Source organism: Micromonospora sp. NPDC048898 (assembly GCF_043198035.1).
Classification (GTDB): domain Bacteria; phylum Actinomycetota; class Actinomycetes; order Mycobacteriales; family Micromonosporaceae; genus Micromonospora.
On record NZ_JBICUF010000015.1, the window covers coordinates 79,662 to 103,112 of the forward strand.

Annotated in this window: 21 protein-coding genes; 14 read left to right on the top strand and 7 right to left on the bottom strand. The window is 70.3% G+C overall.

What is annotated here, in order from left to right; translation table 11 throughout:
- Positions 1 to 18: 18 nt before the first annotated feature.
- Positions 19 to 1,662 carry a thiamine pyrophosphate-binding protein gene (locus ACGFIQ_RS29110; RefSeq protein ID WP_393248684.1) on the bottom strand — a complete coding sequence of 548 codons (1,644 nt, stop codon included), beginning with the start codon at positions 1,660 to 1,662 and terminating at the stop codon, positions 19 to 21.
- A complete protein-coding gene (locus ACGFIQ_RS29115) occupies positions 1,659 to 2,486 on the bottom strand; it encodes a type 1 glutamine amidotransferase domain-containing protein (protein ID WP_357073741.1) in 828 nt (275 codons plus the stop codon). The genes ACGFIQ_RS29110 and ACGFIQ_RS29115 overlap by 4 nt, the downstream gene beginning before the upstream one ends.
- 373 nt (positions 2,487 to 2,859) lie before the next feature.
- Between ACGFIQ_RS29115 and ACGFIQ_RS29120 the strand changes: the two genes are divergently transcribed.
- The 6 genes from ACGFIQ_RS29120 (at position 2,860) to ACGFIQ_RS29145 (ending at position 11,612) form a co-directional block, all read left to right on the top strand.
- Positions 2,860 to 3,693 (top strand): helix-turn-helix transcriptional regulator, encoded by an 834-nt coding sequence (locus ACGFIQ_RS29120; protein WP_393248685.1) that lies wholly within the window; start codon positions 2,860 to 2,862, stop codon positions 3,691 to 3,693.
- Between the two features lie 114 nt (positions 3,694 to 3,807).
- On the top strand, positions 3,808 to 5,772 hold the full coding sequence (locus ACGFIQ_RS29125) for a maltotransferase domain-containing protein (protein WP_393248686.1): 1,965 nt from the start codon (positions 3,808 to 3,810) through the stop codon (positions 5,770 to 5,772).
- Entirely contained in the window at positions 5,769 to 7,484 is a 1,716-nt protein-coding gene (gene treS, locus ACGFIQ_RS29130; protein WP_393248687.1) for a maltose alpha-D-glucosyltransferase, read from the top strand. The genes ACGFIQ_RS29125 and treS overlap by 4 nt, the downstream gene beginning before the upstream one ends.
- Positions 7,477 to 8,862: a hypothetical protein gene (locus ACGFIQ_RS29135; RefSeq protein ID WP_393248688.1), complete on the top strand. Its 1,386-nt coding sequence runs from the start codon at positions 7,477 to 7,479 to the stop codon at positions 8,860 to 8,862. Before treS ends, ACGFIQ_RS29135 begins: the two co-directional genes overlap by 8 nt.
- Positions 8,859 to 10,646: an alpha-amylase family glycosyl hydrolase gene (locus ACGFIQ_RS29140; RefSeq protein ID WP_393248689.1), complete on the top strand. Its 1,788-nt coding sequence runs from the start codon at positions 8,859 to 8,861 to the stop codon at positions 10,644 to 10,646. The genes ACGFIQ_RS29135 and ACGFIQ_RS29140 overlap by 4 nt, the downstream gene beginning before the upstream one ends.
- A 144-nt stretch (positions 10,647 to 10,790) precedes the next feature.
- Positions 10,791 to 11,612, top strand: coding sequence for an SDR family NAD(P)-dependent oxidoreductase (locus tag ACGFIQ_RS29145; protein WP_393248690.1), 822 nt, complete (start codon positions 10,791 to 10,793; stop codon positions 11,610 to 11,612).
- A 100-nt stretch (positions 11,613 to 11,712) separates the two neighbouring features.
- On the opposite strand, the gene ACGFIQ_RS29150 is transcribed toward ACGFIQ_RS29145, so the two are convergent.
- Entirely contained in the window at positions 11,713 to 13,119 is a 1,407-nt protein-coding gene (locus ACGFIQ_RS29150; protein ID WP_393248691.1) for an MFS transporter, read from the bottom strand.
- A 257-nt stretch (positions 13,120 to 13,376) separates the two neighbouring features.
- On the opposite strand from ACGFIQ_RS29150, the gene ACGFIQ_RS29155 reads away from it, so the two are divergent.
- The gene (locus tag ACGFIQ_RS29155) at positions 13,377 to 14,051 is read left to right on the top strand and encodes an NADPH-dependent F420 reductase (RefSeq protein WP_393248692.1); all 675 of its coding nucleotides are present in this window, start codon (positions 13,377 to 13,379) and stop codon (positions 14,049 to 14,051) included.
- Positions 14,052 to 14,330: 279 nt separating this feature from the next.
- Here ACGFIQ_RS29155 and ACGFIQ_RS29160 read toward each other — a convergent pair whose 3' ends face one another.
- Entirely contained in the window at positions 14,331 to 15,077 is a 747-nt protein-coding gene (locus ACGFIQ_RS29160) for an SDR family NAD(P)-dependent oxidoreductase (protein WP_393248693.1), read from the bottom strand.
- A 164-nt stretch (positions 15,078 to 15,241) separates the two neighbouring features.
- On the opposite strand from ACGFIQ_RS29160, the gene ACGFIQ_RS29165 reads away from it, so the two are divergent.
- Complete coding sequence (locus tag ACGFIQ_RS29165) at positions 15,242 to 15,895, top strand: TetR/AcrR family transcriptional regulator (protein ID WP_393248694.1); 654 nt, start codon at positions 15,242 to 15,244, stop codon at positions 15,893 to 15,895.
- A 27-nt stretch (positions 15,896 to 15,922) separates the two neighbouring features.
- Here the strand turns inward: ACGFIQ_RS29165 and ACGFIQ_RS29170 are convergent, their stop codons facing one another.
- A complete protein-coding gene (locus ACGFIQ_RS29170) occupies positions 15,923 to 16,207 on the bottom strand; it encodes a DUF1330 domain-containing protein (RefSeq protein ID WP_393248695.1) in 285 nt (94 codons plus the stop codon).
- Between the two features lie 65 nt (positions 16,208 to 16,272).
- Between ACGFIQ_RS29170 and ACGFIQ_RS29175 the strand changes: the two genes are divergently transcribed.
- The 6 genes from ACGFIQ_RS29175 (at position 16,273) to ACGFIQ_RS29200 (ending at position 21,382) form a co-directional block, all read left to right on the top strand.
- Positions 16,273 to 16,611, top strand: coding sequence for an ArsR/SmtB family transcription factor (locus ACGFIQ_RS29175; RefSeq protein WP_393248696.1), 339 nt, complete (start codon positions 16,273 to 16,275; stop codon positions 16,609 to 16,611).
- 132 nt (positions 16,612 to 16,743) lie between these two features.
- The gene (locus ACGFIQ_RS29180; protein WP_393248697.1) at positions 16,744 to 17,580 is read left to right on the top strand and encodes an alpha/beta fold hydrolase; all 837 of its coding nucleotides are present in this window, start codon (positions 16,744 to 16,746) and stop codon (positions 17,578 to 17,580) included.
- Positions 17,573 to 18,160: a TetR/AcrR family transcriptional regulator gene (locus ACGFIQ_RS29185; RefSeq protein WP_393248698.1), complete on the top strand. Its 588-nt coding sequence runs from the start codon at positions 17,573 to 17,575 to the stop codon at positions 18,158 to 18,160. Before ACGFIQ_RS29180 ends, ACGFIQ_RS29185 begins: the two co-directional genes overlap by 8 nt.
- Positions 18,161 to 18,213: 53 nt before the next feature.
- A complete protein-coding gene (locus tag ACGFIQ_RS29190) occupies positions 18,214 to 19,455 on the top strand; it encodes a low temperature requirement protein A (protein WP_393248777.1) in 1,242 nt (413 codons plus the stop codon).
- Positions 19,452 to 20,144: a DUF998 domain-containing protein gene (locus tag ACGFIQ_RS29195; RefSeq protein ID WP_393248699.1), complete on the top strand. Its 693-nt coding sequence runs from the start codon at positions 19,452 to 19,454 to the stop codon at positions 20,142 to 20,144. Before ACGFIQ_RS29190 ends, ACGFIQ_RS29195 begins: the two co-directional genes overlap by 4 nt.
- Positions 20,145 to 20,218: 74 nt before the next feature.
- A complete protein-coding gene (locus ACGFIQ_RS29200) occupies positions 20,219 to 21,382 on the top strand; it encodes an epoxide hydrolase family protein (protein ID WP_393248700.1) in 1,164 nt (387 codons plus the stop codon).
- Positions 21,383 to 21,580: 198 nt separating this feature from the next.
- Here the strand turns inward: ACGFIQ_RS29200 and ACGFIQ_RS29205 are convergent, their stop codons facing one another.
- Both ACGFIQ_RS29205 and ACGFIQ_RS29210 read right to left on the bottom strand, forming a co-directional pair.
- Positions 21,581 to 22,234 carry a response regulator gene (locus ACGFIQ_RS29205; protein ID WP_393248701.1) on the bottom strand — a complete coding sequence of 218 codons (654 nt, stop codon included), beginning with the start codon at positions 22,232 to 22,234 and terminating at the stop codon, positions 21,581 to 21,583.
- Positions 22,231 to 23,442, bottom strand: coding sequence for a sensor histidine kinase (locus ACGFIQ_RS29210; RefSeq protein ID WP_393248702.1), 1,212 nt, complete (start codon positions 23,440 to 23,442; stop codon positions 22,231 to 22,233). The genes ACGFIQ_RS29205 and ACGFIQ_RS29210 overlap by 4 nt, the downstream gene beginning before the upstream one ends.
- Positions 23,443 to 23,451: the final 9 nt, after the last annotated feature.

A 23,451-nucleotide genomic window follows, 5' to 3' on the forward strand; every position in this document is an offset into this window, starting at 1 on the left:
TCCTTCGGGTGCTGGTGGTCAGTCGGTGACCAGATCGATGAGGAACGGGCCGGGGGTGGCGAGCAGTTCCTCGACCGCGGCCGGCACCTCTTGCGGGGTGCTCACCCGCTGAGCGGGCACCCCGAGCGAGCGGGAGAGCGCGGCGAAGTCGATGGCGGGCCGGGACAGGTCGAACGCCGCCGGGTGTAGATGGGCGGGGATGCCCTCATCCCGCCAGTACTGCTCGATGTTGAGGTCGAGCAGGCGGTAGCGACGGTTGTTGCAGATCACGAACTTGGCGGCGATGTCGTGCCGAGCGGCCGTCCACAGCGCCTGGATCGTGTACATGCTGCCGCCGTCGCCGGTGAAGCCGACCACCTGCTGACCCGGGCGGGCCAGCTTGACGCCGAGCGCACCGGGGATACCGACCCCGAGCGAACCGCCCCGGGTCTGGAAGAACCGGCCCGGCACCCGCGGCGGTGCGTGCACCGCCAGCGGGCCCGACTCGGTCAGCGCCTCGTCGAAGATCACCAGGTCGTCCGGCGCTCGGCGGACCAGCGTCTCGACGAACCGGTTCATCAGTCCCGTGCCGGCGCCCGGTTGGTCGCCGGGCGGCGCCGCGCCGTCCCAGCGCGGTGGTCGCTGCCGGCCCGGCCGGTCCAACCGGGCGGCGAGGCCGGCGAGGGTGAGCCTCGGGTCGGCCACGACACCGAGCTCGACCGGGTGGTTCTTGGCGATCTCGTACGCGTCCAGGTCGACGTGCACGATCCGGGCGTCCGGCGCGAACGGGCTCGTCAGCTCCGGGAACACCTCGGGAAAGACGTAGGTGCCGACGATGAGCACCGTGTCGGCGTCCGCCACCGTCCGGGCACTGTCCGCGCCGAACATGTGCCCGAGCTGCCCGCCGTACAGCGGATGCCGACTGTCGACGTTGACCTCCGAGGAGTTCACTCCCCACATGGGCGCGCCGAGCAGCTCGGCGACCGCGGCCAGCTCCCGTTGGGCGCCGCTGGTGGCGACGCCGTCGCCGAAGAGCACGAGCGGCCGGCGGCCGGCGGCCAGGATCTCGGCGGCCGCGGCGAGCACGGCGGGCTCGGGCAGCACCCGGGTGTCCGGGATGACCGTCGGCACCACGGGATCGGTGACGATGGCGTCCAGCACGTCGGCCGGCACCACGACCAGCACCGGGCCCCGGGGCGGGGTCATCGCGATCTTCACGGCCCGCCGCATCACCCGCAGCAGCGAGGCCGGGTCGATCACCCGGGTCGCGTACTTGGTGACCGGACGGGCCATGGCGACCAGGTCGGCGGCCATCTGCGAGTCCATCGCGTCGTACCGCACTCCGGCCTCGCCGGCTAGCACCACCAGCGGCGATCCTCCCCGCTTGGCCTGGTAGAGCATGCCGATGCCGTTACCGAGCCCGACGCCGCTGTGGAGCTGGACCAGCGCGGGGCGCTGGGTGGCTCGGGCGTACCCGTCGGCCATGCCCACCGCCACCGACTCGTGCAGAGTGAGCAGGTAGTCGATCTCCGAGTTGGCGATCTCGTCGATCAGCCCCTGTTCCACGGTGCCCGGATTGCCGAACATGTAGGTCAGGCCGTCCGCGGCGAACTGCTCCACCAGGGCCGCCTTGCCGGTCCGCGGCCGTCCGGCCGGACCGTGGCCCGTGCCCGCCGTGCTCACCAGCCGTCCCGCCGCAATCCCTGCTCCAGCGTCTCGACCAGCTTGGCGCCGGCCAGCGCCGAGTCCGGCGTCGAACGCGCGGTGATGAAGGGGTAGTCGACGATGACCGACAGTTCCTTGCCGACGTTGCCGTGGAATTGTCCGTCCGGTCCGGTGGCGTCGCGCAGGATGTACTCCAGCGGGTACGGCGGCGGGCCCATGTTGAAGTCGACGCCCAGAAAGCCGGTCCCGTCCTTGTAGTCGTACTCCTTGGGGTGCCCGGTCACATGCTTGCCCGCGATGATGCTGGCCCGCGTCTCCAGGTCCCGGGCGAAGGCGAGCACCGTAACGCCGTAGCATTCCGCGAGAATGGGCTTGTCCGCGGCCACGAAACCGAGTACGGCCTCGTGCAGGCGTTCGTTGTTGGCCATGTCGACGATCGGTCCGCTGCCGCCGACCAGCACTAGGGCGTCGAAGCTGGCGACCAGGTCACCGACCGAGGCACTGAGCTCGCGGTAGTATTCCTCGAGCCGGCGCAGCGGGTTGAGCGAGCTGAGATACGGGCGTTCGGGGATCAGATCCGCGATGCTCAGCGGGTTGTCCAGCCGGGACGACTCGTCCAGCCGGCGACCACGGTTCGCCATGTCCACAGTGGTGACCGAGCGGCCCAGCGGAGGGTCGATGTAGTCGGGGTCCAGGCTCGGCGGCAGTGCGTGCGCCCGGCGCCCGTTCGCCGTGGCGAAGGTGACCTGGTAGCCGGCGCTGTCGAATGCCTCGACCGGCCCGACCAGTTCCTCCGCCCAGTAGCCGTACTCGGAGAGTACGACGAGAATCCGTCTGCTCATTAGAGCTCCCTTTGGGTTTGTGCGAACTGGACAACCTCGCCGCTGCGTTCGTCAGCGGCTCTGTTGTTCGCCTTGCCCTTCCGAGTTAAGCGACGGACTGCGCCGGAAGCCATGACTGCGGCCCCTTCCGCGAACAAGTTCAGCGACTACACGGAATCGCAGTTGAACGGGACTCACGGAGCCGGTGAAGCACTTGCGCATTCACGCCAGGAACTGCCAAATCATCTATTAGGGCCGGTCGTGGCGCTTGCTACGGGCGAAACCCGCATATACATTGCGGTACCGATCTGTAACAAGGGGCCAGTTATACTGGTATCAGCCTTGCTAGTAGCAGGGGAAAAGCCTGCGTGGGTCGATGATGGGGGCCAGGACAATGGACGACGCGGCACGCCGCAAGGAGCTGGCGGCCTTTCTGCGGGCACGGCGGGCGGAGCTCAAGCCGGGTGACGTGGGTCTGCCCGAAGGCGTCAACCGGCGCCGGACCCCAGGGCTGCGCCGCGAGGAGGTGGCGCAGCTGTCCGGTGTGGGCCTGACCTGGTATACGTGGCTCGAGCAGGGCCGTGCCATCCCCGCCTCGCGTCAGGTCATCGACGCGCTGGCGACGGCGCTGCGGCTGGGCGACGAGCACCGCCGGCACCTGTTCGTGCTGGCCAGCCTGTCGCTGCCGCCCGCACCGGGCGACGACAAGCCGGTGCTGGCGGCGGTGCAGCGCATGCTGGACGCGGTCACGCCCAACCCGGCCTACATCATCGACCATCGGTTTGACGTGCTGGCCTGGAACGCCGCCCAGTCCGCACTGTGGCTCGACTTCGCCGAGATCCCGGAGGACGAGCGCAACCTGGTGCTGCTGCTGTTCCGCGATCCGGGCGTACGCCGGCTGCTGCTCGACTGGGACGAGACCGCCCGCATGATCGTGGCGCAGTTCCGGGCCGCCGCCGGGCAATACCCGGGCGACCCTCGCTTCGCCCAGGTCGTCGACCGGTTGTCCCGCGACAGCACCGACTTCCTGGGCTGGTGGGAGTCCTATCCGGTGGCGGAGTTCAGCATGGCGGTAAACCGGCTCGCGCACCCCCGGGCCGGCGCGTTGGAGCTGGACCTGTCCCACCTGCGGCTGGTGGATCACCCACAGTTCTGCATGGTGCTGCAGACCCCGGTGCACGAGGCGGACGCGCGGGCGCTGAGCGACCTCCTGGCCGCCGCGACCTGACCCGCCCGGCCCCGGTTACACGTGTCGGTAGTCGACACAACGCGCACCTGTTATTGGCCGCGACCCCGCGCCGCTCCGCACTGTCGGTGACACACCGACAGCGAAGGAGCAGACGTGAGTCTGAGACTGGCCATTGAGGACATCGTCCCGGCCGTGGGGGCCGGCCGCTTCCCGGCCAAGGCAGTCGTCGGCGAACGGGTCGACGTGGGAGCGACCGTCTACCGGGAGGGCCACGACGCGGTCCGCGCCGAACTGGTGTGGCGCCGCCCCGGCGAACGCGGCGAGCACCGCCGGCCGATGGAACTGACCGACGCGGGTCTGGACCGCTGGTCGGGTGCCCTGGTCCCGGACCGCAGCGGCTACTGGACCTACCGGGTGGATGCCTACAGCGCACCCTGGCACACCTGGCGCGACGCGCTGACCGCGAAGCTGGCCGCCGGCTTCCCGGCCGGCGAGCTGGCCAACGAGCTGGCCGAGGGGGAAAGGCTGCTGCTGCGGGCGGCACGCCGGGTACCGGGCGCGGACGGCCGTCGTCTGCGCGCGGCGGCGCGGGCCCTGCGGGACCGGCACGCCGCGCTGCCGCAGCGGACCGAGCCCGCCCTGGACGCCGCCGTGCGGCACATCATGGACACCCGCCCACTGCGCGAGCTGCTCACCCGCGGGCCCACCCGGCGGCTGCTGGTCGAGCGGGAGCGGGCGCTGACCGGCGCGTGGTACGAGCTGTTCCCGCGCTCCACCGGCGGTCTCGGCCCGGACGGCCGCCCGGTGCATGGCGACCTGCGCACCGCCGCCGCCCACCTGCCCGGCATCGCGGCGATGGGCTTCGACGTCCTCTATCTGCCACCAATCCACCCGATCGGCCGGATGGCGCGCAAGGGCCGGGACAACGCCGCGACCGCCGCCCCCGGCGACGTCGGCTCCCCGTGGGCGATCGGGGCCCGGGAGGGTGGCCACGACGCGATCCACCCCCGCCTCGGCTCGGCCGCGGACTTCCGGGCCTTCGTCCGTGCCGCCGCCGACCAGAAACTGGAGGTCGCGTTGGACCTCGCCCTGCAGTGCGCCCCGGACCATCCCTGGGTCACCGAGCATCCCGAATGGTTCACCACCCGCGCCGACGGCAGCATCGCCTACGCGGAGAACCCGCCGAAGAAGTACCAGGACATCTACCCGCTCAACTTCGACAACGACCCGGCCGGGCTGCGCGCCGAGATCCTGCGGGTGGTGCTGCACTGGGTGGGCGAGGGCGTCCGGATCTTCCGGGTCGACAACCCGCACACCAAGCCGCTTGACTTTTGGCAGTGGCTGATCGAGCGGGTCAAGCAGGCCGACCCGGATGTCGTCTTCCTCTCCGAGGCCTTCACCCGCCCCGCCGTGCTGCACGGGCTCGCCAAGGTCGGCTTCAGCCAGTCCTACACCTACTTCACCTGGCGGACCACCAAGGCGGAGCTGACCGGCTACCTGCGCGAGCTCACCGCGGACGCCGACCACCTGCGGCCCAACCTGTGGGTCAACACCCCGGACATCCTGCCGGGGCACCTGGCCGGCGCGCCACCGGCCGTGTTCGCCATCCGCGCGGCCCTGGCCGCCACCCTCGGTCCGTCCTGGGGCATGTATGCGGGCTTCGAGCTGTACGAGAACACCCCGACCAGTCCCGGCCGGGAGGACTATCTGCACAGCGAGAAGTACGAACTGCACTACCGCCCGCCCGCCGGCGCCGATTCCCGGCCCTCGCTGCGGCCGTGGATCACCCGGCTGAACCGGCTGCGGCACCGGCACCGCGCCCTCGGCCGGCAGCGCGGACTGGTCTTCCACGACGTGGCGGACGACCAACTCCTCGCCTATTCCAAGGTGGACGACCGCACCGGCGAGATCGTCCTGTGCGTCGTCACCCTCGATCCCGTCCGCCGCCGGCAGGCGCCGCTGCGGCTGGACGCCCAGGCTCTGGGTTTGTCACCCGACCGGCCACTGCGCCTGCGGGATCTGGCCACCGGCCGGAGCCGCACCTGGCACGACAGCGCAGCCGTGCGCATCGATCCCGCCGTGGCGGTCGCCCGATTCTTCACCCTGGAACAAGCATGAACACCACGTCACCGGCCGCGCAGGTGTCCATGGTCGCCCCCGAACCCGAGTGGTATCGCAGTGCCGTCTTCTATGAGGTCCTGGTGCGCGCCTTCCAGGACAGCAACGGGGACGGGCTGGGCGACCTGCGCGGGCTGACCGAGCGGCTGGACTATCTCCAGTGGCTCGGCATCGACTGCCTGTGGCTGCCGCCGTTCCTGCACTCGCCGCTGCGCGACGGCGGCTACGACATCAGCGACTTCCGCCGGGTGCACCCCGCGCTGGGCACCCTCGACGACTACGTACGCCTGCTGGACGAGGCCCACAAGCGGGGCATCCGGGTGGTCATCGACATGGTGATGAACCACACCTCGGACCGCCACCCCTGGTTCCAGGCGTCGCGCACCGACCCCGACGGGCCGTACGGCGACTTCTACGTCTGGAACGACAGCGACGACCGGTATTCGGACGCGCGGGTCATCTTCGTCGACACCGAGACCTCCAACTGGGCGTACGACCCGGTGCGGCACCAGTTCTACTGGCACCGCTTCTTCAGCCACCAGCCGGACCTCAACTATGACAACCCGGCCGTGCAGGAGGCGATGCTCGACGTCCTGCGCTTCTGGCTCGACCTGGGCACCGACGGTTTCCGGCTGGACGCGGTGCCATACCTGTTCGAGGCCGACGGCACCAACGGTGAGAACCTGCCGGCCACCCACGCCTTCCTGCGCCTGGTGCGCAAGGTGGTCGACGACGAATACCCGGACCGGGTGCTGCTCGCCGAGGCGAACCAGTGGCCGGCCGACGTGGTTGAGTATTTCGGCGACCCGGCGACCGGCGGCGACGAGTGCCACATGGCGTTCCACTTCCCGCTGATGCCGCGCATCTTCATGGCGGTGCGCCGCGAGTCACGGCTGCCCATCTCGGAGATCCTGGCGCAGACGCCGGCGATCCCCTCCGGCGCGCAGTGGGGCATCTTCCTGCGCAACCACGACGAGCTGACGCTCGAGATGGTCAGCGACGAGGAACGCGACTACATGTACGCCGAATACGCCAAGGACCCGAGGATGCGGGCCAACATCGGCATCCGCCGCCGCCTGGCGCCGCTGCTGGAGAACGACCGCAACCAGATCGAGCTGTTCACCGCCCTGCTGCTGTCGCTGCCCGGCTCGCCGGTGCTCTACTACGGCGACGAGATCGGCATGGGCGACAACATCTGGCTCGGCGACCGCGACAGCGTGCGCACCCCGATGCAGTGGACGCCGGAACGCAACGCCGGCTTCTCCTCGTGCGACCCCGGGCAGTTGCACCTGCCGCTGGTCCTCAGCCCCGGCAACAGCTACCAGTCGGTCAACGTGGAGAACCAGCTCGCCCACACCTCGTCGCTGCTGCACTTCACCCGCCAGTTGCTCGCCGTCCGCAAGCGGCACAGCACCTTCGGCGTCGGCGACTTCCACGAACTGGAGGCCACCAACCCGAGCGTCTTCGCCTACCTGCGCCGGTCGCGCCACGCGGACGGCACCGAGGACGTCGTGCTGTGCGTCAACAACCTCTCGCGGTTCGCCCAGCCGGTCGAGCTGGACCTGTCCGCATACGCCGGATACCGCCTGACCGACCTCATCGGCGGCGTGCGGTTCCCCAGCCCGGGCACCGACAGCTATCTGCTCACCATGCCCGGACACGGCTTCTACTGGTTCGCCCTGCGTCCCACCGAGGAGGGTCGAGATGACTGATCCGACACACACCCCGGTCAACGCGGCACACCTGGCCGCCTGGCTGCCCGAGCAACGGTGGTTCCGCGCCAAGGGCCACGCCGTCCGCGAGGTGCGGCCGGTCGGCTCCGTGCCGCTGAGCGGCGACGGGGACGGGCCGGCGTCCCGGCTCGACCTGCTCGAGGTGCGATTCCACGACCGGGCCCCGCAGCACTACCAGGTGGTGCCCGGGCTCGACGCCGTACCGCCGCACCCGGCTGCATCGGGCGCCGTCCCGGCCGCCGCGCTGGCTTTGCTGCGGGCGATAGTCGGTGGCGCCGAGCATGGCACCACCCGCTTCCGGCCCGAGCCCGGCGCCGGCCTGCCGGACCGGCTCGGCCCGCGGCTGACCGCGGCCCTGTCGGACTCCGGGCCGCCGGCGCCGTCGCTCGTGCGGGTCCTGGCCGCCGAGCAGAGCAACACCTCGATCGTGTTTGACGACGAGGTCATCCTGAAGATCTTCCGCCAGGTCGAGCCGGGGCTGAACCTCGACCTGGAGCTGCACCGGGCGCTCACCCGGCTGGGCTCCGGCCACGTCGCCCCGCTGCTCGGCGCCGTGGAGGGCGAGCTGCAGGGTGAGCCGACCACCCTCGGCATGCTCAGCGGGTATGCCCCGCATGCCGTGGACGGTTGGGCGATGGCCCTGGCCAGCGTCCGCGACGTGCTGGCCGACGACGCCCCGGCGGTGGTGGCGCGCTCGGGCGGCGACTTCGAGTTCGAGGCCCGCCGAATCGGAGCCGCGGTCGGGGAGGTGCACGCCGATCTGCGCACCGCCTTCGGTGGCGACGTCGCCGACCCCGCAGACGTGGCCGCGGGCTTCGCCGCCCACCTCGACGAGGCCGTCGCTGTCGTGCCCGCGCTGCGGCCGCACGCCCCGTTCCTGCACGCCCGGTACCGGCGCCTCGCCGGGTTGTCCACGCCGGTGCCCATCCAGCGGGTGCACGGCGACCTGCACCTGGGTCAGCTCCTGCGCACCTCGCACACCTGGTGGCTGCTGGACTTCGAGGGTGAACCCGCCCGGCCTCTCGCGCAGCGCCGCGCGCCGCGCTCACCGCTGTATGACGTCGCCGGGCTGCTGCGGTCCCTCGACTATGCGACGCACTATCCGGTGCGCGACGAAGCGCCGGACGCGGACGCGGTCCGGCGCCTGAGCCAGTGGTCCGCGCTCAATCGCGAGGCGCTGTGCGCCGGGTACGCGGACAGCACCGGCACCGATCCGGGGCACAGCCGGCAACTGCTGGAGGGTTACGTGCTGGACCGGATCGTCTACGAGGTGGTCTACGAGGCCACCGTCCGGCCCGCCTGGCTGCCCATCCCGCTCGCCACGCTTGACCGGCTCGGCACCGGGACGTCGCGGTGAGCGCCGGCACCACACCGGCCGTGCGCGCGGAGCCGGACGCCCTGTGGCGCCGGATGGGGGCGCACCCGGACGTCGCCGGCGGGCCGACCCGATTCCGGGTGTGGGCGCCGGCCGCCGAGGCCGTCGATCTGGTGTGGTGGCACCCGGGCGTCCGGCCGGTCCAAGAGGCGATGACCCGCTCGGCGGACGGTTGCTGGGACACGGTGGTGCCGCGGGCCCGGCCCGGCGTCCACTACCGGTTCCAGGTTCACGGCCGCGACGGCACGGTCCGGCACAAGGCCGACCCGTGGGCCCGCGAGGTTGTACCCGGGGAGCCGCACACGTCGGTAGTCCCGGCCCCGTCGCGGCACCGGTGGACCGACGCGGACTGGCTCGCCGGGCGCCCGCGGCGGCACGCCCCGGTCTCGGTGTATGAGGTGCACGCCGGATCCTGGCGCCCCGGCGCCGGGTTCCGGCGGCTGGCCGACGACCTGGTGCCGTACGTGCGCCGGCACGGCTTCACCCACGTGGAGCTGATGCCGGTCACCGAGCACCCGTACGGCGGGTCCTGGGGCTACCAGGTCAGTTCGTACTTCGCGCCCAGCGCACGGTTCGGCGGCGCGGACGAGTTGCGCCACCTGATCGACCGGCTGCACGCCGCGGGTGTCGGCGTGCTGCTCGACTGGGTTCCGGCGCACTTCGCACCGGACGACTGGTCGCTGGCCGACTTCGACGGCGGTGCGCTGTATGAGCCGCCCGACCCGGACCGGGCATGGCACCCGCTCTGGGGCACCAAGACGTTCGACTACCAGCGCCCGCAGGTGCGTGACTTCCTCGTCGCCAGCGCGCTCTACTGGCTGGAGGAGTTCCACTTCGACGGGCTGCGCGTCGACGCGGTCAGCTCGATCACCCGCCGCGACTTCCTGCGCGAACCGGGAGGGTGGGCCGGCGGCGACGTGCTCGACCGGCCCGGAATCGACTTCCTGCGCGAGCTGACCGGCGCGGTACGCCGCCGGCATCCCGGCGCGCTGCTGATCGCCGAGGAAGCAGGGCTGACCGACGGGGTCACGGAGCCGGTGGACGCCGGTGGCCTCGGCTTCGACCTGTGCTGGGACCTCGGCTGGGCGCACGACACCTTCACGTACTTCGCCGCCGGCCCGGACCAGCGCCCGCACCTGCGGGAAACGCTCGCCGCCGCCGTGGATCGCGCCGCCGCGCGCCCGGTGGTGCTGCCGGTCAGCCATGACGAGATCACCGCGCCGCACGAGCCGCTGTGGCGTCGCGTGCACGGCGACGGCCCGGATGCCGCCGCGGCGCTGCGGGCCCTCCTGGCGTTGCAGTACGCCACGCCCGGGGTGCCCCTGCTGTTCATGGGCGCGGAGCACGGCGGCGCCGAACCCTGGCGGGAGTGGGCCCCGGTGGACCCGTCGCCGTTGCTCGACGCCCCGGGCGGCGAGCTGTATCGGGGGGTGGGCCGGCTGGTCACCCGGCTGAACCGGATCTGCCAGCAGGTGGCCGCCGGACCGGAGCCGGTGCGGTGGTGGCGGCGTCCCGGCCCGGGCGAGCCGCTGCTGGCGTTCGCCCGCGACCACGGCGACGGCGTGCTGCTCTGCGTGGCGAACCTGACCGACCGGCCGCTCGGCTGGGACGCGGTCGCCGACCCGCGGGAGTGGTCGGTGCTGCTGGACACGGCGGACGAGCGCTACGGGGGCGCGGGACGGCCCGCAGGGGCCGGGATCGCCCCGGGCGCGGTCGTCTGGCTCACCGCCGCACGCACCAACCTGGCACCCACAATGCCAGGATGAACGGTGCCCTGGGTGGCCGGACCGCCCCGGGCAACACTGAACCGCGCGGGCGGGCTTCGTCGGTATGACGGGGCTCGCCCGCTTCCAGTTTCCGGCACGCCGCCGGCGCCGGATCCTTCGCCGAGCCGTTGAGGAGCGAGCATCATGCCACTGCGCCAGCCGCCGACCGTGCTGATCACCGGCGCCACCGACGGGCTGGGCCACGGCCTGGCCGTCGCCCTCGCCCGTCGCGGCGCCACCGTGCTGGTGCACGGCCGCTCGGCCGCGCGCATCGCCGCCACCGTGCGCCAGGTGCGGGCGACCGGCTCTGGCGAGGCGCGCGGCTACCGGGCGGACTTCTCCTCGCTGGCCGGGGTGCACGCGCTGGCCGATCAGGTCGCCGCGGCCGAGCCCCGGCTGGACGTGCTGATCAACAATGCCGGCATCGGCGCCGACGTGCCCGGCGGCACCGCGCGCCTGGAGAGCGCCGACGGGTTCGAACTGCGCTTCGCCGTGAACTACCTGTCCACCTATCTGCTCTCGCACCGGCTGCTGGACCTGCTGCGTCGCTCGGCCCCGGCCCGTGTCATCAACGTCAGCTCGGCCGGGCAGACGCCCATCGACTTCACCGACGTCATGCTCACCCGCGGCTACGGCGGGCGCCGGGCATATTGCCAGAGCAAGCTGGCGCAGATCATGTTCACCTTTGACCTGGCCGCCGAGCTTCAGGGCAGCGGAGTCGCCGTCAACGCCCTACACCCGGCGACGTACATGCCGACGAAGATTGTGTCGACCCCGATCAGCACCATTGCCGACGGGGTCGAGGCCGTGTCCCGGCTGGCTCTCGACGCCGATCTGGATGGCGTCACCGGACGCTACTTCGACCAGCTCCGCGAGGCGCAGGCGCATCCCGCCGCGTACGACGAGGCCAACCGGGCCCGCCTGCGGTCGCTCTCGGCGGAACTGACCAACCGATCGCCGGTCTGACCGGATGCGCGGATGCGCGGCGCGGCCGGCAGCCGCGCCGCGCATCCGGTGGCCCCGCCCGCCGGGGGGGGCGGCGGCGGCAGGGCCGGATCGGTCGGTCTTAGGAGGTGCGGTCGGCGCGCGTCCGGAGCATCACGGCGCCGATCACGGCCGCGATCACGGCCGCGATCGCGGTGCACACGAGCGAATACCGGAAGCCGGAGAGCAGGGCCGCCGGATCGCTGACGCTGCCGGTGGTGTCCTCCGGCAGCAGCGACGCCGTCCGCGAGGCGGCGATCGCGGCGAAGGCGGCCGCGCCGATCGCCGCGCCGAGCTGCTGCGAGGTGTTGAGCAGCCCGCCGGCCAGGCCCTGCTGGTGGTCCGCCACGCCGGCGGTGGCGGTGATGCTGATCATGACGACCGCGGCGACGTTGCCGAAGCCGATCAGCGCGGTGCCGATCAGGATGTAGGCCAGGGAGTTCTCGGCCGGGAGCGTGGCGACCACGAACGCGCCGACCGCCTGCAGCAGGACGCCGAGCAGCATGGCCCGGGTCAGGCCCAGCTTGCCGGCCAGCTTGGCCCCGGTGAAGCCGGCGACCATGGCGGTCAGGCCCAGCACCGCGAAGCTGAGCCCGGTCTCCAGCGGGCTGTAGTCCTTGATCCGCTGCAGATAGAGGGTGAGCACGTAGGTGATGCCGACGAAGGCGCCGATCAACAGGACGTTGACCACGTTGGCGCCGACGATGCTGCGTACCTTGAAGATCTCCAGCGGCACCAGCGGTTCCGCCGAACGGCGCTCGGCCAGGACGAACAGCGCCAGCAGCACCAGGCCCAGCGCGAACGACCCCAGGGTGCTCACCGACAGCCAGCCCTCGGTGTTGGCGATCGAGAAGCCGTAGACGATGCTCACCGCGGCGCCGGTGATGGTGATCGCGCCGGGCACGTCGAGCCGGGGGCGGGGGCCCGCGGCGGCGGTCGGGCGGGGCACGAGCACCGGGGCGAACAGGGCCGTGGCGAGGCCGATGGGCACGTTGACGAAGAAGACCCACTCCCAGCTCAGCGCATCGGTCAGCACGCCGCCGAGGATGACGCCGGCGACGAAACCGAAGGACAGCACGGCGCCGTACGCGCCGAGCGCCCGGTTGCGCTCCTTGCCCTCGGGGAAGGACGTGGTCAGCAGGGAGAGGGCGGCCGGCGCGACCAGGGAGGCGGCGAGGCCCTGCAGCCCGCGCAGGATGATCAGCTGGGTGGCGTCCTGCGCGAAGCCGGCCAGCAGCGACACCACGGAGAAGGCGACCAGGCCGATGATGAACAGCCGGCGGCGCCCGAACAGGTCGGAGATGCGGCCGCCGAGCAGCAGGAAGCCCCCGAAGCCGAGGGCGTAGGCGCTGACCACCCACTGCAGCGAGCCGTCGCTGAAGGACAGCTCGCGCTGGATCGTCGGCAGCGCCACGTTGGTGATGGAGAAGTCGAGCACGATCATGAATTCGGCCATGCACAGCAGGAGCAGCAGCAGGTTGGCGCGCACGCGCGACGGAGGCGCCGGCGATAGGTCCGCCGTCGCTCCCCGACCCGATGGCGCTGATTCGGCGAGATTGGACACCGCGGGACACTCCTTGCAGACAGTGGACAGGTGAGTCTTACTGTCCGCCGGCGCGGCCTGGGCAAACAGATCAGCAGATTTGCTGGTAGCTGTGGTACCACTCAGCAGTGGTGTCCGGCGGGTACCTCTATCGTTTCCCCACTTGCCGGACCGCGCGGCCGGCCGAGACAGCGGAGGACATGATGAAGATCGGCATCCTGGGTACCGGCACGATGGCACGCACGCTGGGCGGGCGCTGGGCGGCAGCGGGCCACGACGTGCTGGTCGGCGGACGTAGCGCCGCCAAGGCGCAGCAACTGGCGACCGCCCTGGGGGCGCGGAGCGGTTCGCTCGCCGACGCGGCGCAGGCGGCGGACGTCACCCTGTTGGCCGTGGCGTATACGGCCGTGCCGGATGTCCTCGACGCGGCCGGGGCGGGCCGGGGTGCACTGACCGGCAAGGTCGTCGTCGACTGCACCAACCCGGTGGAGTTGACGGGTTTCTCGGTCACCTCCGGCGCCACCTCGCTGGCCGAGCAGATTCAGCAGCGCACCGGCGCCCGGGTGGTGAAGGCGTTCAACCTCTGCGAGGCGAAGGTCTGGCAGCTCGACCCGCCCACCTTCGACGGCCGGCCGCTGGTGGTCCCCTTCTGCGGCGACGACGAGCAGGCCCGGGCCGCGGTCGGTGCGCTGATCGAGGATCTGGGTTGTGCGCCGCTGGCTGTCGGCGATGTCACGTACGCCCGGCATCTGGAGGCGATGGCCGCGCTAGTCATCTCACTGCTGTTCCGCGGACACGACCCGTACACGGTGTTCAACCTCGTCACGGCTGCTGACGAAGCCCGGGGGAAGGCGGCCGGGGCGCCTGCGCAGCGCTGAAGAAGCGTTCCGGGCACCCAGGCCCCAGCGGTCCTGGTATCCGCCAGGACCGCCGGGGCGTCACCGGGCGGCGCCATCGAGCAGCGGCATGACGGAGGGCGACGCCGACCGCAAGATCGTCATACTCTCGACGGCTCCGGACCCCGAGGACGAGACCCGGTTCAGGCTGACGCTGCTGTCCGGTGCGAGGGCCGACCGTGGGAGCCACCGATACCTGGCGGACCCACCTGCGGGGCGGGATAGGCGGCAGGTTACTGGCCTGGTCAGAGCCATCGAGGCTCAGACGGCCGTGCGGCCCCCGTTCGCGTCCAGGATCACGCCGGTGACGAACCGCGCCTCGTCACTGACGAGGAACGCGATGACGGCGGCGATGTCCTCCGGATCCGCGATGAAACCGAGCGGGGCCTGTGCGGCGAGCTGCGCCAGAGCCTCCCCCAGGGCTTCGGATCCTGGAGTGCGGGTCGGGCCGGGACGCACGGAGTTCACTCGCACTCCGGCTGGGCCGAATTCGGCTGCCCAGCTCTTGGTCAGCAGGTCCAGGGCGGCTTTGCTCGCGCCGTAGACCGACAGGCCCGGTAGGGCGACTTCGGCGGCGAGGGTGGAGACGTTGACGATCGCTCCACCGCCTCGTGCCGCCATCGCGGGTGCAAGGTTCGCGACCAGGTAGAACGGTGCCTTCAGGTTGGTGCCCAGTACCGCGTCGAAGGTCGACTCCGCAGTGCCCGCGGTTGGTCCACCGGCTCCGATGGCCGCGTTGTTGACGAGGATGTCGAGGGTTCCGCCCGCGGACTCGGCGGCCTGGGTGGCCTTGGCCGCGAGTTCTACCGCGGAGTGCGCGTCGCGGAGGTCGGCGGCGACAAAGTCGGCCCCGCCCCCCTCGGCACGGATCTGTTCCACCACTTCCAGTCCTCGTTCGGCATTACGCCCGGAGACGATGACGCGGACGCCCTCGCGGGCGAGTGTGAGTGCGGTGGCGCGGCCGATTCCGCTCGTCGAGCCGGTGACGAGAGCGGTCTTGGTTGTCATGGGGTCTCCTTCTACTGCCAACCCGGATACGTACGACGTACGTAAGCGTGACTTGCGTACGCTGTACGTGTCAAGTGATGTGGGCCACGGCCACCGGAATGCGTACGCTGTACGTATAGTACCGTCAGACACGTACGCCGTACCTGTCTCCAGGAGCAGCCAGCATGAGAGCACGCTTCACCCTCACGGACATCCAGCAACACGCGCTGGCGATCGTCGACCGGGATGGTCTGGCCGGGCTCACCATGCGCTCCCTCGCGGCCTCGCTGCAGACCGGCCCCATGACCCTCTACAACTACGTCGAGAGCCGCGAAGCGCTTGAGGAGCTTGTGGTCGACGCCGTCTCCGCTCGCGTCGAGTTACCCGGGCCGACCGACGACTGGCTGGCCGACACGCGGGCCGTGGCCACCGCCCTGTGGCGCACCTACCGCGCCCATCCGGCAGTCATTCCGCTCATCCTCACCCGTCGCACCTCGTCCCGCGCCAGCCTCGCCCCCACCGAGGCGCTCGCGGCAGCACTCGCTCGCGGCGGCCTGAAGGGCGTCGACCTCTTCGTCGCATTCCGCGCCGTCTCGGCGTTCGTCACGGGCATCGCGCAGAACGAGCTGGCCGGCGCGCTGACGCGCGAGAAGGATCCCGCCTCCGCCGCCGCGCGCATCGAAGCACTTGCGCAGGGCGCACTACCGACCCTCGCCGAGCTGGCCCCGGTCGGGGCGCAGTTCAGCGGCCAGGAGTTCGAGCGTGGCCTGACACTCGTCCTCAACGGCATCAGGCATACGCCGCGCCCGTTCGGCCCCGACCATCAGGCCGACCACTGACGGCGCGAGGTTCGTGCCCACTCAGGCTCAGTCCTCGATGACCAAGGCGCGAGCTTGCGTGAAGGTCTGGCGGAACGCGCGCAGCGGTGCGTACTCCGGCGAGTCGAAGTACGCCTGGACGGCCCGCTTGTCCGGGAACTTGATGATGACGCCGATCGCGGGGCGATCGTCGCGCTCGATCGGGAGCGTGTCGGTGTCGCGGGCCAGCGGCTCACCGCCGTACTTGATCACCAGCGGGAGGCTCTGCCGCTCGTACTCGCCGAACCGCTCGGCGTCCGCCGGAGTCGCTTCGATCACCAGGTACGCGCTCATGGCTTCTCCTTCGTCGATGTCATACTGCCGGTGCGATTGTACGTAATCTATCGTACAGTCGAAGGGTGCGAACACTGACCCATCCGGACCGCGCCCAGCTACGGCTGGAAGGAGTCCTGGACGCCCTGGCCAACCCGGTGCGGTTGCAGATCATCCAGCGCCTCGCCGACGGTGAGGAACTGACGTGCGGCACGGTGCTGCCGGACGTCCCCGCATCCTCAGCCACCCATCACTGGCGCGTCCTGCGCGAGAGCGGGGTGCTGTTCGCCCGCAGGCAGGGCCGAGTGATCGTGCACTCGCTGCGGCGCGACGACCTGGACGCCAGGTTTCCCGGCCTGCTCGACGCCGTCCTCGCCGCCATGGCGAGCGAAGGCCACTCACCCGCCGCGCACGGCACCCGGTAGCCGCACGCTGTCCGTGCGCTGACACCGGCCCCCAGACGAGGTGCGAGCGCCGTCGAAGAAGATCGCTTGACGCATCTAGTTAATCGCATTAACCTTCAGGAAGCACCGTTAACCAATTCTGCGGAGGTCGTCGTGACCGAGTCCTTGAGCATCGCCGGTAACAACCTCGCCTATGACGTGTCCGGGCAGGGCCCTCTCGTGGTCCTGGCGCACGGCATCGGCGACAGCCGGCACTCCTACCGTTTCCTCGCTCCGGCCCTGGCCGGCGCCGGGTACCGGGTCGCCAACGTCGACATCCGCGGCTGCGGCGACTCCAGCCTGGGCTGGGACGGCTACAGCCGCACCGACATCGCGGGTGACCTCGTCGCTCTCGTGCGCCACCTCGGCGGTCCGGCCGTGATCATCGGCCAGTCGATCAGCGGCGGCGCGGCGACCATCGCGGCGGCCACCGCGCCCGATCTGATCAACGGCGTCATCGAGCTGGCGCCGTTCACCCGCGTACAACCCTTCGATCTCGGCGGGCTGATCCGGGTGAAGCGCTTCCGGACCGGTTACAGCCAGATGGCGCAGGTCCTGGTCCGGGGAAGTCTGGCGAGCTGGAAGAAGTACCTCGACGCGGCGTACCCGGTCAAGCCCGCCGACTGGGACGCCGAGCTGAGGCGCATCGAGGCGAAGCTGAGCGAGCCCGGCCGGATGAAGGTCCTGCAGGCCATGTGCAAGACCAGCCCGACCGACGCCGGCGCGCAGCTGGCCAACGTCACCTGCCCCGTCCTGGTCATCGAGGGCAGCCTCGACCCCGACTGGGCCGACCCCCGCGCCGAGGGCGAGAAGATCATCGCTGACCTGCCCAGGGGCATCGGTGAGCTCGTCGTCATCGAGGGTGCCGGTCACTACGCACACGTCCAGACGCCGGACCAGGTCCTCGCGCTGGCCCTGCCCTTCCTCGACAAGACGCTGGCGAATGCCTAGGGCCGGGCTCACCCCGCAGTCGGTCACCGAGGCCGGTGCCGCCCTGATCGACGAGATCGGCTTCGAGAACCTCAGCATGGGTCTGGTAGCCGAACGGCTCGGAGTCAAGACCCCCGCGCTCTACAAACACGTCGCCAGCCAGGCCGATCTCGCGCACCGGATAGCTGTCCTGGCCATGGCCGAGTTCGCTGACGCCATTCGCGACGCCATCCAGGGGCGGGCCGGCGGCGACGCCCTCGCCGCCGGCGCGCAGGCGATGCGGACCTACGTGCAGGAACACCCGGGCCGGTACGCGGCCGGCAATGCCGCCCGCCCGACCGGGCCCGACGACCCGCTCGTTCCCGCCCTCGAACGGGTCGTCGGGTCCTGGGCGGCCATGCTGCGCGGCTACCACCTGGACTCCGTTCAGGAGATTCATGCCCTGCGGATGCTCCGCAGCGCCGTGCACGGGTTCTCGACGCTGGAAGCGGCCGGCGGGTTCCAGATCGACGCGTCCGTCGACGACAGCTTCACCTGGATGATCAGCTTTCTCGACCGCGGCCTGCGCGCCACTACCAGCAGCGGCACACTCGCCCGCTGACGGATCGCCCACGAACCGACCCGACCACATCGTCCCGGAGGTCCGACATCAGCATCGACGAAGAGTCCAGAGACACCAGGGTCGAGCGGCACGCGAGCTGGGCCGAGCTCTTCTTCGACCTCGTGGCGGTGGCCGGAGTGGCCGCCCTGGCACACGTGCTCGGGCCTGAACTGGACGCCGCGGCGCTCGGTCTCTACGCACTGCTGTTCCTGGCTCTGTGGCTGTCCTGGACGACGTTCATGCTGTACGGCAACGTCGCCGCCGGCCAGACCCGCGTGCTGCGGCTGATGGTCGGCATGTTCGGCCTCGGCACCATGGCCGCGTCCGTGCCAGGCGTGGCACACACCGTGCTCGGGCACAGCAGCGACATCCGTCCGCTCAACGTCTTCGCGATCGCATACATCGCCACGCGCGTCTACGGGTCCAAGTCGTGGCAACGGGGCGCGGTGTTGCTGGACTTCCCGGTGGTGCAGTACTCGGTGGGACTGCTGCCCTGGGTCGCGTCGCTCTGGGTCGACGAACACTGGAAACTCGCGCTCTGGGCAGCGGGAGTCGGCCTCGACCTGCTGCTGATCCTGGTCCTGTCCGGCAGCAGGATGCTCCAACGCGTCCAGTCGTACCTCACCGCGCCACAACGAAGTCGGCGTCGGCCACGATCCGGAGGCCGCCCCGACGGCACAGGCCCGGTCATCCACGGCGTATCGGTCGATCCGGCCCACCTCTCCGAGCGACTGGGACTCTTCGTCATCATCGTGCTGGGCGAATCGGTGGTGCAGGTCGTCGCCGCCGCAAGCGAGGCGCGGTACGACATCGGCCTGCTGACCACCGCAATCGCGTCCTTCGTTCTGCTGGCCGGCATGTTCGGCCTGTCCGTCGTCTTCGGATACGCCGGCCTGCCGCACCTGCGCCCCGGCCGGATCGGCACCCGCGCCGCCCTCGGCCTGCACTGCCTGGTCACCGGCGTCGTCGCCACCATCGCCGTGCCGCTCTCCCTGGTGGTCAGTCACGGTTCCGACCCACTGCCCGACCAAGGCCGCTGGCTGCTGTGCGGCGCGGTCGCGGCCTACTTCACCCTCGGCGTGCTCACCGGCGTCGCCAGCCACAGTGCCGACCTGCCGAGGACGATCTCGCGGGTCACCACAGGCATCGCGGCCCCACTGCTGCTTGGCCTGCTCGCCACCGCCGTCAGTGGCCGAACGCTCGTGGTCTGCCTGGCTCTGATCGTCCTGGCCCACCTCTGGTTCGAACGACGACTGACACCAATCCCCCTCAAACAGAAATGGAAAACATCATGAGCAAGCTCCGGCCCCTCGCCGCTGCCGCCTTCCTGCTGGGCCCGGTGATCTATCTCGCCGCCGAAGCGATCACAGCGGCGGCGTGGAAATCGCCCAGCTACAGCTACGCCGACAACTGGATCAGCGACCTCGGATCCGCAACGGCCGGGGTATTCCAAGGTCGCGAACTCGACTCGCCGCTGCACGTCGTCATGAACTCCGGATTCATCGTTCAGGGCATCCTCTTCGGGATCGCCACAGTGCTGCTGTCGCGGACGATCAGCGGGCGGTCCCGTACCTTCACCGCCGTGACGGGGATCGTGACGATGATCGGCTACATCCTTGTCGGAACCTTCCACGGTTCCCTGCAGGCGCAACAGAACGGCACGCTTGCCCTGCACTTCACCGGAGCGACGCTGGCGATTCTCGGCGGGAACGTGCTTGCCCTCGTCCTGGGCCTCCACTGGCGCAAGGCTCCCCAGACGCGGCTGATCGGCCTCATCAGCATCGTCGTCGGAGCATTCGGCCTGGTCTCCGTAACCGCTCTCTTCCTCACCTTCGATGCCGGCCTGCCCTCGGGCGCGATCGAACGCGGCTCCGTCTACACCATCGTCATCTGGCAACTCGCCGTGGCCGTCGCACTCCTCCGCACCGGCGCCAATTCTCACGCCCCCCGCGTCGCCGCGACCAGTGCATCCACAAGCAACTGACCCGCCGGCTCCACATCTCGTTCTCCGGCAGGGCCATCCGTGAATAGACACCCTCGAAGCTCGGGAGACGGTCAATGAATGCACTGACGCCGCCGACCTCGACCCTCGTCCGCCCGTTCACCGTCTCGATCTCGGATTCGGAGATCGACGATCTGAAGCAGCGGCTGGCCAGGACTCGGTGGCCGGATCCGGAAACGGTGGGCGACTGGTCACAAGGGGTTCGCGTAGAGAACGCGAGATCCCTGGTCGGCCACTGGGAGCGCAGCTACGACTGGCGGCGCTTCGAGTCCGAGCTCAATCGTCTGCCCCAGTTCCTGACCAATATCGATGGGCTGGACATCCACTTCATCCACGTCAGGTCCAAGAATCCCAACGCGTTGCCGCTGATCCTCACGCACGGATGGCCGAGCTCGATCGTCGACTTCCTGAAGCTGATCGGCCCACTCACCGATCCGGTGTCGTTCGGAGGAGACGCCGCCGACTCCTTCGACGTCATCGTCCCGTCACTACCCGGGTTCGGGTTCTCCCAGAAGCCCACGGAAACCGGATGGACCGTACCCCGCATAGCAAGCGCATGGGTGGAGCTGATGAAACGCCTCGGCTACCCGAAATGGGCCGCGCACGGCGGAGACTGGGGTGCCGTCGTCACCACCGCCCTCGGGGCCATGCAACCCGAAGGGCTGCTGGGCATCCATCTGAACACCCAGTTCGCTTTCCCCGCACAAATACCCGACACCCTGTCGCCCGAACAACGCCACGCCGTGCAGACCCTCGCCCTCTACGCCGGCGATCTCGGTGGCTCGAACCACCTCCAGAGCACGAAGCCGGAAACTGTCGGATTCGCCCTGGCCGACTCTCCCGCTGGTCAGGCAGCCTGGATCTACGAAAAGTTCCAGTCCAAGACCGACAACCAGGGGCTTGCCGAGGACGCGCTCAGCATCGACGACATACTCGACACGATATCCCTGTACTGGTTCACCAACAGCGCAGCGTCGTCGGGCCGCATCTACTGGGAGAACAAGTCAGGCACGTTCGCCGGCCCCAAGCTGACGCTTCCGGTCGCGGTGACCGTCTTCCCGAGCGACATCCCACTCCTGCCACGCAGCTGGATCGAAGACACCTACAGCAATCTCATCCACTACGGCGAGGCCGCCAGGGGCGGGCACTTCGCGGCCCTGGAACAACCCGACATCCTGGTCAGCGAAATCCGCACCGGCCTGCGTACCCTTCGTTCCTGACGCCCACGCATCAGCACAGGTCGAAGGCACTCCCCTGCCTGACATCCGCAGAGACACTGTTCGACGAGCGGCCGGTGCCTGACAGCACCGGCCGCTTCTTCGTGCCCGCCGGCGCAACTTGACGCGCGGTACGCCAAGGGTGGCATCCGGCATGTCCTGAGCTGGGGCCACCGACTCGCCCGCTACCGCCGCCTCGGGTCAGAGCAGCGCGTTCTCGTAGGCGAAGATGACGGCCTGGACCCGATCGCGCAGCTCCAACTTCGTCAGTAGGTGCGAGACGTGTGTCTTTACCGTCTGTTCCCCGACGTACAAGCGTTTCGCGATCTCGGCGTTGGAGTAGCCGCGGGCCACCTCCAGCAGAATCTCGCGCTCCCGCGTGGTCAGCCGGTCGAGTGCCAGGGGCTGGCCCATGGTTGCCGGGGCGAGGCCGTCGGCGAATCGGGTTACCAGGCGGCGCGTCACCGACGGGTCGATGAGCGCGTCTCCGCGGGCCACCACCCGGATGGCGCCGAGCAGTTCCTCGACGGGCATGCTCTTGAGGCAGAAGCCGCTGGTCCCGGCGCGTAGGCCCCGGTAGACGTAGCTGTCGTCGTCATAGGTGGTGAGCAGCATGATGCGGGTTTCGGTGCCGCGCGACAGGACGGTTTCGGCCGCCGTGAGGCCGTCCATCCGAGGCATGCGTACGTCCAGGACGGCGACGTCCGGACGTAGCCGTTCGATCTCGGTCACGGCGGCCAGCCCGTCGCCGACATCGCCGACGCATTCGAGGTCGGGTTGGGTCTCCAGGGCATTGCGAAATCCGGAGCGGAAGAACTCGTGGTCGTCGGCGAGCAGGACGCGGATCGCGGTCAACGGGACTCCTGGAGCGGGATGGTGATGCCGGTGCGCCAGGTGCCGGGCGCCTCCGGTGGGGGGCCGATCGTGACGGAGCCACCGAATATGCCGACCCGGTGGCGGATGCCGTCCAGGCCTCGTCCGGTGCCGGAGGTCGCGCCGGCCAGCGGGCTGGTGGTGTTGCTTCCGATGATCAGGAGTTCGGTGTCGGTGTGGGTGAGGGTGAGGTCCAGGGTGCCGTCGCCGTGGCGCAGGGCGTTGGTGAGAATTTCCTGGACGATGCGGTAGGCAGCGAGGTTGAGCGACTTCGGCAGGGCTCGGGGGGCCTCATCGTCCATGGTCAGGTTCACGGTCAGACCGGCGCGGCGGCTGCCGTCGATGAGGTCGTCGAGACCGTCGAGACCGGGCTGACGTACGCCGTCGGAGTCGTTGCCGTGCAACAGGTCGAGCATGCGGCGAAGGTCGCCGAGCGCGGCGCGGCTCGACGTCTCGACCTGCTCCAGTGACGCCACCGTGCGGTCCTTGGTCGCCGGTAGACCCGACTTCATACCGAGGCGGGCCGCAGCTGCGTGCACACCCACCGCGCTGACGTGGTGCGAGATCGTGTCGTGCAGGTCCCGGGCGATCGCCGCGCGTTCGGTCTCGACCGCCTGGGTCAGCGCGAGGTCCGCGTCACGACGTTGTTCTTCTGCTTCCCGATGAATCTGCTCGGACCTGCGGCGAACTTCTGCGATGTAACCGCTGCGACCGGTGGTGTGCCGCCCGATCATCCACGGCAGGACGGTGTTGGAGACGGTGATCAGGAGACTTTCGGCGGTTCCGTCGAAGCCTTGGATCACCTGGGTCGCGGTCATGCCCGTGATGAGGGCGGCGAGCGCGGCCCAGGAGCGCCGACCTGGTACCCAGGCTCCGGCCCGGTACCCGGCGACGACCAGACCTGTCGCGTTGCCGATGCTGTCGCGGTCGCCGATGACGGCGAGCAGGAGGAGGGCGGCCGCCACCCGGACGACGGCGTGCAGCACCGCCACCGGCCCGGCGGTCCGGGCCGGCAGCGCGAGCGCCAGGTCGGCCAGCAGGATCGCCAGGCCGGCGATCCAGAGGGCCGGGTGCGGTGGGTGCTGCGACACCTTGAGCAGGAAGGGGGCGCCGTCGGCGATCACGCAGCCGATCGCGATCAGCAGCGACTGCCGGCGCAGTGCGGCGTTCTCGTCGTGTTCGTCACGCATGACGCCCCC